This is a genomic window from Streptomyces murinus, assembly GCF_002154555.1.
Classification (GTDB): domain Bacteria; phylum Actinomycetota; class Actinomycetes; order Streptomycetales; family Streptomycetaceae; genus Streptomyces; species Streptomyces murinus.
The window spans coordinates 1-8,553 of sequence record NZ_MUNF01000217.1 but is presented as its reverse complement, the minus strand read 5'-3'; the positions used below and the strand labels follow the sequence as shown (position 1 = coordinate 8,553).

Below are 8,553 nucleotides of genomic sequence, written 5' to 3'. Positions count from 1 at the left end.
GGTCCTGGAGCCGGTGGCCAGGTGAGCTTCCCCTACGGGCTGGTCGCGACCGACCCGTCGGAGCGCAGCAGCGTCCCGTCCAGGTCGGTCGCGACCAGCCCGTAGGGGAAGCTCACCTGGCCACCGGCTCCAGGACCTCCCGGCCGCCCAGGTAGGGGCGCAGCACTTCGGGGACCCGGACGGAGCCGTCGGCCAGCTGGTGGTTCTCCAGGATCGCCACGATGGTGCGCGGTACGGCGCACAGCGTGCCGTTGAGCGTGGCGAGCGGCTTGACCTGCTTGCCGTCGCGGACCCGGATGGACAGGCGCCGGGACTGGAACTCGGTGCAGTCCGAGGTCGAGGTCAGCTCGCGGTACTTGCCCTGCGTCGGGATCCACGCCTCGCAGTCGAACTTGCGGGCGGCCGAGGAGCCGAGGTCACCGGAGGCGACGTCGATCACGCGGAACGGCAGCTCCAGCGAGGACAGCCACTGCTTCTCCCAGGCCAGCAGGCGCTGGTGCTCGGCCTGGGTGTCCGCGGGGTCGACGTACGAGAACATCTCGACCTTGTCGAACTGGTGCACGCGGAAGATGCCCCGGGTGTCCTTGCCGTGCGAACCGGCCTCGCGGCGGAAGCAGGGCGAGAAGCCCGCGTACCGCAGCGGCAGCTTGTCGGCGTCGAGGATCTCGTCCATGTGGTACGCCGCGAGCGCCACCTCGGAGGTGCCGACCAGGTAGAGGTCGTCCTTGTCGAGGTGGTAGACGTCCTGCGCGGCCTGGCCGAGGAAGCCAGTGCCGGCCATCGACTGCGGGCGGACCAGCGCCGGGGTCAGCATCGGGGTGAAGCCGGCCGCGGTGGCCTGGGCCATCGCCGCGTTCACCAGGGCCAGCTCCAGCAGGGCGCCGACACCGGTGAGGAAGTAGAAGCGGGAGCCGGAGACCTTGGCGCCGCGCTCGACGTCGATCGCGCCGAGCAGCTGGCCCAGCTCCAGGTGGTCCTTGGGCTCGAAGCCCTCGGCACCGAAGTCACGGATGGTGCCGTGCGTCTCCAGGGTGACGAAGTCCTCCTCGCCGCCGACGGGGACGTCGGGGTGGACGAGGTTGCCGAGCCGGAGCAGCAGCTCATGGGTCTCGGCGTCGGCCGCGTCGCGCTCGGCGTCGGCGGCCTTGACGTCGGCCTTGAGCTGCTCGGCCCGCTTGAGCAGCTCGGCCTTCTCGTCGGCGGTGGCCTTGGGGATCAGCTTGCCGAGCTGCTTCTGCTCGGCACGCAGTTCGTCGAAGCGGACGCCGGAAGACCTGCGCCGCTCGTCGGCGGACAGGAGGGAGTCGACGAGCGCGACATCCTCTCCACGAGCACGCTGGGACGCGCGCACACGGTCGGGGTCCTCACGGAGCAGGCGAAGGTCAATCACAGGCCCAAGGCTACCGGTGCGGGGATCCCGCTCACGAATCACTATTACGGCGCGCTTGGATTTGCGGCTTACGGTGCGTTATGCGCTAATTGCCGCGCGTGTCAAGGGAAAGTGTCTCACTCCCTGGGACGGGGCAGGTTCGGGGCGCCCGGTTGACTCGATTTCCTTGTGGAGAGCGGGACTTGGCGGCCTGGTTGTCCACAGAAATCCACACCCTCCAAAGAGTTATCCACAGGGTGTGGGGAAGTTCTGTGGATGCGGGAATTGATCACTCCGGATCCCTTGACCGATGTGCAGAATTCCCCGGCCAAAGTGGATCGACACCCACTTTCGGGTGGAAAACGGTCGCCCCAAAAGATGAACCAAAGGAAACGGGTGGACGAAGGGTGGGTCAGGTGAAGGTCGCCCTGTCTGTGCGCTGTGGGGCGATTTGTCGACTGGGTCGCGCTTCGCTGTCGACTTGTCCCCAGGTCGAGAAGCGCCCCTGTGGATAACTTCTGTGGATAACTAGAAGCGGCCGTCCTGGCAGCGTGCCACCCAGTCCGCGGCCCGCGTGAACTCCTCGTCCGAGGTCCCTGGCTGTACGGCGCGTGCCTCGTCCGGCCTGATGTCGGCGCGCGGGTACGAGCCGAGGAAGCGCACTTCGAGGCAGAGCCGCTTCAGACCCATCAGCGCCGCCGCCATCCGCCGGTCGGAGATATGGCCCTCGGCGTCCACGCAGAAGCAGTAGTTGCCGATGCCCTCGCCGGTCGGCCGGGACTGGAGCAGCATCAGGTTGATCCCGCGCGAGGCGAACTCGCCGAGCAGATCGCGCAGTCCGCCGGGGTGGTCGGTGCGCTGCCAGAGCACCACCGAGGTCTTGTCGGCGCCGGTCTTCGCGGCGGGCCGGGCCGGGCGGCCGACCAGCACGAACCGGGTCTGCGCGTTCTCCGCGTCGTGGATCCCGGTCTCCAGGGCCTCCAGGCCGTACCGGGCGGCGGCGAACTCGCCCGCGAAGGCGGCGTCGTAGCGGCCCTCCTGGACCAGCCGGGCCGCGTCCGCGTTCGAGGCGGCCGACTCCCAGACGGCGTCCGGGAGATTGGCCTTCAGCCAGTTGCGCACCTGCGGCTGGGCCGCGGGATGGGCGGAGACCGTCTTGATGTCGGCGAGCCGGGTGCCCGGCCGGACCAGTAGCGCGAAGGTGATGGAGAGCAGCACCTCGCGGTAGATCGTCAGCGGCTCGCCCGCGACCAGGCCGTCCAGGGTGGCGGTGATACCGCCCTCGACGGAGTTCTCGATCGGCACGAACGCGGCCTCGGCCTCGCCGGCCCGCACCGCGTCCAGCGCGGACTGCACCGACACGTACGGGGTCAGCTCCCGGGTGGCCGCCTCCGGCAGCGTCCGCAGGGCCACCTCGGTGAAGGTGCCCTCGGGGCCGAGATACGCATAGCTCGCTGGCATGGTCCTCACCCTAATGGCCGCGGGCCGTCGTAGCTCAGGCGTCTCAAGATGACCACTCGACCGGGTGGTTTGGGAAGGGAAAGTCCACAGAGCCGATGGAATGTCGGCTAGGGTTTGTCTGACAATTCCCGTCGTCGCCCGGAGCGCGGCAGACGGGAATTGTCAGACAGGCCCTAGGGGGATCGGGGGGCCCTTGTTCAGCCCTCCAGCAGCCGCTGCCCCACATACTCGCCCTTCGCCGCCCCGCCCGGCACCGCGAACAGCGCGCTCGACTCGTGCCGGATGAACCGGGACAGGGCGTCGCCCCGGTCGAGCTTGCGCTGCACCGGTACGAAGCCGAGCAGCGGATCCGCCTGCCAGCACACGAAGAGCAGCCCGGCGTCCGGGACCCCGTCCGCGTCGATGCCGTCGTGGTACGAGAACGGGCGCCGCAGCATCGCCGCCCCGCCGTTCCTGTCCGGCCGGGTGATCCGCGCGTGTGCGTTGAGCGCGATCACGTAGTCACCCTTGGCGTCGGTCTTCTCCAGCTCCATCGGGGAGGTCTCGTGCCCCCCGGTCAGCGGCGCCCCATCTGTCTTGCGGCGCCCGATGACCTGCTCCTGGGTGGCGACGGGCAGCTTCTCCCAGTCGTCCAGGAGCATGCGGATCCGCCGTACGACGGCGTAGGAGCCGTTCGCCATCCACGCGGGCTCGCCCGAGGAGGGTACGAAGATCTGCTTGTCGAAGGCGGCGTCCGTCGGCTTCGGATTGCCCGTGCCGTCGATCTGGCCCATCAGATTGCGGGCCGTCATCGGGCGGGCGGTGGCGCCCGGGGTGCGGTTGAAGCCGTTCATCTGCCAGCGCACCCGCGCGGCCGCCCCGGCGTCCTTCTGGATCGCGCGCAGGGCGTGGAAGGCGACCAGGGCGTCGTTCGCGCCGATCTGCACCCACAGATCGCCGTCGCTGCGCGCCTTGTCCAGATGGTCGGAGGAGAAGTCGGGCAGCGGATCGAGGGCGCTGGGCCGCTGCTTCTCCAGACCGGTGCGGGTGAAGAAGCTGTTCCCGAAGCCGAAGGTGACCGTCAGGGAGGAGGGGCCCGCGTCCCGGGACACATCGGTGTCGTCGTGCGGGGCCGGCTCGCCCGCCATCAGCCGCTCGGCCGTCGCCGACCAGCGGCGCAGCAGGGCCGCCGCCTCCTTGCGGCCCGCGCCCGCCGCCAGATCGAAGGCGATGAGATGACCGCACGCCTGGAGGCCCTCGGTGATGCCGGGCTGGTGTTTCACGTGAAACAACGCGCGGTCGGAGCCCACCGAGGTGAGAGGGGTGGCCGGGGCGGGCGCGGCGGCGTAACCGACCGCCCCGCCCGCCGCGCCGAGCACCAGCCCGGTGGCGCCCGCGGTGCCGAGCAGGGCTCGCCGGGAGACACCCCCGGAACGGACCCCGGACGCCGTGGCCTCGGCCGCCGGGGACGTGGGAGTGGGGGCGTGTCGGGTGGACTGGTCGGTCATGGTTCGGGTCAGCCGATCTGCGCGTTCTTGGAGACGGTCACTTCATCGATGTCGGAGGTGCGGACGGTGACCTCGACCTTCCAGTCGCCGGCCATCGGGATCTGCACCCCGTCCGCCGACCAGTGGCCGGTGGTGATGTGCTCGGGGGCCACGGAGAGCGGGCCGATCTTCTTCGCCTCCAGGGTGAGGGCGATCTTCACCTCGGGGACGTCGAAGAGCTGTCCGCCGGGCTTGCGGACGAAGAGGTGCAGCGAGTTGGCGCCCGCGTGTGCGGGGTCGATGTCGAGGGCGACCACGCCCTTGCCGTCCGCGCCACCCGTGTCGAAGGGCAGGCTCAGGGACAGGCTGCCGTTCCTGGGTGCCGTGACGGCGCCGGTGGCGGCCTTGGCCTCCTGCTCGGTGCGGCCGGGCTCGGTCTGCGTCAGCGCGGTGGTGACGGCGAGCAGGACGACCGCGACGGCGGCCTCGGCGAGCACCGAGCGGCGCAGCCCGAAGCGGCCCGCGTCGCCGTCCCGCAGCCGCTTCCGCCGGGCGGCGTCCACCGCGGCCCGCTGCCGGGCGAGCTGGGCGGCGCGGCGGGAGTCACCGGAGTCCTTGGCAGCGGGGCCGGGTTCGGAGGCGCCGGCGCGCTCCTGCCCGGCCGTGTCCGCCGTACCCGTGCCCCTCGCCGTCGTGTCCTGACCGGCGGTCGGCTTCGCCGCGGTGACCGACTCCTTCTCGGTCCCCGCTTCGGCAACGGCCTGTTCCCCCTCCGCGCCCTGATCCGCGAGCCGTCCCGTCCAGCGCCGTGACACGGACGCGAGGCCCACCATGACCGCCACCAGGGCGATCTTGGCCAGCAGCAACTGCCCGTACCGGGTGTCGGTGAAGGCGGACCAGGAGCCGAGCTGACGCCAGGACTGATAGATCCCGGTGGCGACGAGGGCCACCACGGAGCCGAAGGCCAGCCGGGAGAAGCGGCGTACGGCGGCGGCCTCGACCGGTGTCCCGGCGGGCGCCCGGTACAGGGCGACCAGCAGCGCGGTGAGCCCGCCCAGCCAGGCGGCGACGGCGAGCAGATGAACGACGTCCACCGGCATGGCGATGCCCGGCTGGAGCCCCACCGAGGCATGCTCGGACATCGCCCAGCTGGTCGCGAGCCCGGCCGCGACGACCAGGCCCCCGATCCCGAGCCCGAAGGTCAGGTCCCGCTTCTCCGCGCCCTCCTCGCGCCGCTGGTACGTGCCGAAGAGGACGGCGATGAACAGCGCGGCGGCGGCGAGCAGCAGCAGCCGGGAGACCAGCGCGGCCCCCGACTTGGTCTCCAGCACCTGGCCGAGCAGTCCGAGGTCGAAGACGTCGGAGACCTTCCCGGTGGTGGTGTACGAGCCACGCAGGAGCAGCAGCCACAGGGTGGCCGCGGTCAGCGCCAGCCAGCCGCCGACGACCAGTCGTTGCAGCGCCCGTACGCCCGCGCCGCGCCGCCAGCACAGCAGCACGAAGGCCGCGCCGCCCACGAGCACGATGTAACCGCCGTACGACACGTACCGCCCGACCTGGTAGAGGCCGCCGACGACCCCGCCGCCCACGGTCGGACCGCTGCCGGAGACCACGGTCCGCGAGGGCGCCCCGATGGAGAAGGTGTACGCGCCGGCCACCGGATGGCTGTCGGCGGAGACGACCTCGTAGGTCACCGTGTACGTGCCCTTGCCGAGGCCGCCCTTGAGCCGCACGGCGTACGTCGTCCCGCGCACGTTGTCGGGGGCGCCGGTCTGGACGGGCTTGCCCTTGGGGTCGAGGACGCGCAGCGAGTCGCCGTTCATCGCGACCTTCTCGGAGAAGGTGAGCGAGACCCGGGCGGGCGGCTGCTGGACCACCACCCCCTGCGCGGGGTCGCTGCCGGTCAGCGCCGCGTGCGCGGAGGCCGGCGCGGCGCCCGCGAGCAGGGCGCCCAGGGCGGCGAGAAGCAGCAGCACCAGGGTCCGCGGGCGGGGGGTGATGGTCCGGGTCACGGTGGTCCCTTCCCTCAGTTGCCGGTCGTCGGGTGGTACGTGGCGGACTTCACCGGCATCTCGACGGTGAGGGGCCCGCTCTTGGCGAAGGTGAGCTTCAGGGTGACCGTCTGGCCCTGCTTCGGCCGCTGCCGGAGCTGCTCGAACATCAGGTGGTTGCCACCACTTCTGAAGACGAGCCGGCCATGGGCGGGTATGGCGAAGGAGGACTGCTCCCGCATCTCGCCGCCCGTGGTGCTGTGCATGGTGACCTGGCCGGCCGCGGTGCTGCTCACCTTGGTCAGTTCGTCCTTCGTGCCGCCCTTGTTGGTGATCGTCAGGAAGCCGGCGGCCATGTCGGCGGAGACGGGCTGCGGCATGTAGGTGCCGCTCACCGACAGTTCGGCCTTGGAGGTGTCCGAGGAGCCCGAGCCCGAGCAGCCCGCGAGAGCGAGGGCGCCCGCGAGTGCCGTGGCCAGGACGAGGGGTCGGCGGTTCACGGCTTGGCTCCCTGGACGATCTTGGGCAGGTCCTTGATGTAGTCGTCGACCGTGGCCTGGTCGTCGAAGAAGGCGTATCCACCGTCGTTCTTCGGCGAGAAGGCGACCACCTGGGTGCCGTGCATGGAGACGAGCTGGCCGGCTTTGTTCTTCGTCGTCGGCTCGACGGAGATGCCGACGGAGCGGGCGGCGGCCTGGATGGTCTTGAAGTCGCCGGTCAGGCCGATGAACCGGGGGTCGATTCCCTTGAGCCAGCTGCCGAGTGCGGCCGGGGTGTCGCGGCCGGGGTCGGTGGTGACGAACACGACCCGCAGATCGGCGCGCTGGGCCGGGGTCAGCGACTTCTGGGCCGCGACGGCGATGTTGCTCATCGTCGTCGGGCAGATGTCGGGGCAGTGCGTGTAGCCGAAGTAGAGCAGGGTCGGGTGGCCCTGGGTCTCCTTGCGGAGGTCGTACTTCTTGCCGTGGGTGTCCGTCAGGACCAGGCCGGGCTTGTCCCAGGGCTGGTCGAGGACGGTGACGGGACCGCTGCCGCCGGACTCCTGCGAGACGGCGGAGACCACCGACGAGTCGGTCTTCTGGCCGCCGCAGGCGGAGAGGGTCAGGGTGGCGGCGGCGAGCAGTGCGGCCGCGGCGAACGTCTTCTTGCGCATAGAGAAATGTCCCAGATGTGAGAACTCCGGCGCGCGCCGGGGTCGTACGGGGGCCAAGCCTGGCACGGCCCCGGCGCGCGCTGCGGAACGATGGGGCTAGGCGGTGCGGCGGCGGCCGGCGAGGACCCCGTAGGCCACGCCCGCGGCGCCGACGACGATCCCGGCGACGCCGAGCACCCGGGCGGTGGTGTCACTGCTGCTTCCGGAGTCCGCGGCGGCGGCCGTGTTCTCCTTCTTGTCGTCGGACGCGTCCTGGGCGGCCGCCGCGCCGTGCTCGTCGGCCGCTGCGGTCAGCTGGAGCACCGGGGCGGGGTTCCGCGGCTCGTCCTGGCCCGCCTGCGGCACCTCGATCCAGCGCACGACCTCCTTGTCGGAGTACGTCTGGAGCGCCTTGAACACCAGCTGGTCGGTGTCGTCGGGCAGGGCGCCGACGGAGAGCGGGAACTTCTGGAAGTAGCCGGGCTCGATGCCCTTGCCGTCGGCGGTCCAGGTGACCTTGGTGACGGCCTGGTCGATCTTGTCGCCGTGCACGGTCAGCGGCTTGGCGAGCTTGGTCTTGGTGAGCTGCACGCTCCAGCCCGGGATGGGCTGGGCCATGACGGAGGCCAGCGGGTGGTCGGTGGGGAGGTTCACCTCGACCTTGGTGGTCGAGGCGTTGTCACGCTCGTTGGGGACCTTGAAGTCGACGACCGCGTAGCTGCCCTTGGCCGCGGCGCCCTCGGGCTGCACGGTCACATGCGCGAAGGCGGGGGCGGACAGGGCGAGTACGGCGGTGCCGGCGACGGCGGCACCGGCGNNNCGCGCGACGGCGGCCGTCTCCTCGGAACCCGGAGCTGTCTCGGGGCAGGGGGCGGGCGCGTCGCGTCAGGCGGCGAGTCGCAGTGCGGCGGCGGGCGGGCCGCGCCGGATCACCGAGTGCTGGAGTGCGAGGGTGGCGGGGGCGGGCGGCTCGTCCCGGTCGCCGCGACGGGCGCGCGGGGCGGGCTCGACCGCGGACAGGAGTCCGGCGCACAGGGCGCCCACCAGGGCGAGCGCCGCGCGCAGGGATCGTACGAGCGCGGTCTCGGCGACTTCATGGGCCGAGTGCGCCGACAGTTCGAGCAGCCGCAGCAC

General features: G+C 71.3%; 7 protein-coding genes and 1 pseudogene. All 8 read right to left on the bottom strand.

The window, feature by feature from the left end; genetic code table 11:
* Positions 1 to 112: 112 nt before the first annotated feature.
* A complete protein-coding gene (serS, locus tag CCN72_RS15100; RefSeq protein ID WP_085565575.1) occupies positions 113 to 1,390 on the bottom strand; it encodes a serine--tRNA ligase in 1,278 nt (425 codons plus the stop codon).
* Between the two features lie 507 nt (positions 1,391 to 1,897).
* A complete protein-coding gene (gene pheA / locus CCN72_RS15095; RefSeq protein ID WP_086807972.1) occupies positions 1,898 to 2,830 on the bottom strand; it encodes a prephenate dehydratase in 933 nt (310 codons plus the stop codon).
* Between the two features lie 197 nt (positions 2,831 to 3,027).
* On the bottom strand, positions 3,028 to 4,317 hold the full coding sequence (gene efeB, locus CCN72_RS15090) for an iron uptake transporter deferrochelatase/peroxidase subunit (protein WP_086807971.1): 1,290 nt from the start codon (positions 4,315 to 4,317) through the stop codon (positions 3,028 to 3,030).
* 8 nt (positions 4,318 to 4,325) lie between these two features.
* Positions 4,326 to 6,308 carry a copper resistance CopC/CopD family protein gene (locus CCN72_RS15085; protein WP_086807970.1) on the bottom strand — a complete coding sequence of 661 codons (1,983 nt, stop codon included), beginning with the start codon at positions 6,306 to 6,308 and terminating at the stop codon, positions 4,326 to 4,328.
* A 14-nt stretch (positions 6,309 to 6,322) separates the two neighbouring features.
* Positions 6,323 to 6,787 carry a copper chaperone PCu(A)C gene (locus tag CCN72_RS15080; RefSeq protein ID WP_085565572.1) on the bottom strand — a complete coding sequence of 155 codons (465 nt, stop codon included), beginning with the start codon at positions 6,785 to 6,787 and terminating at the stop codon, positions 6,323 to 6,325.
* Positions 6,784 to 7,440, bottom strand: a complete 657-nt coding sequence (locus CCN72_RS15075; RefSeq protein WP_086807969.1) for an SCO family protein — start codon at positions 7,438 to 7,440, stop codon at positions 6,784 to 6,786. The genes CCN72_RS15080 and CCN72_RS15075 overlap by 4 nt, the downstream gene beginning before the upstream one ends.
* A 96-nt stretch (positions 7,441 to 7,536) precedes the next feature.
* Positions 7,537 to 8,175: a YcnI family copper-binding membrane protein gene (locus tag CCN72_RS15070; protein ID WP_425276149.1), complete on the bottom strand. Its 639-nt coding sequence runs from the start codon at positions 8,173 to 8,175 to the stop codon at positions 7,537 to 7,539.
* Between the two features lie 129 nt (positions 8,176 to 8,304).
* Positions 8,305 to 8,553, bottom strand: a pseudogene (locus CCN72_RS15065) (hypothetical protein); the annotation flags it as partial.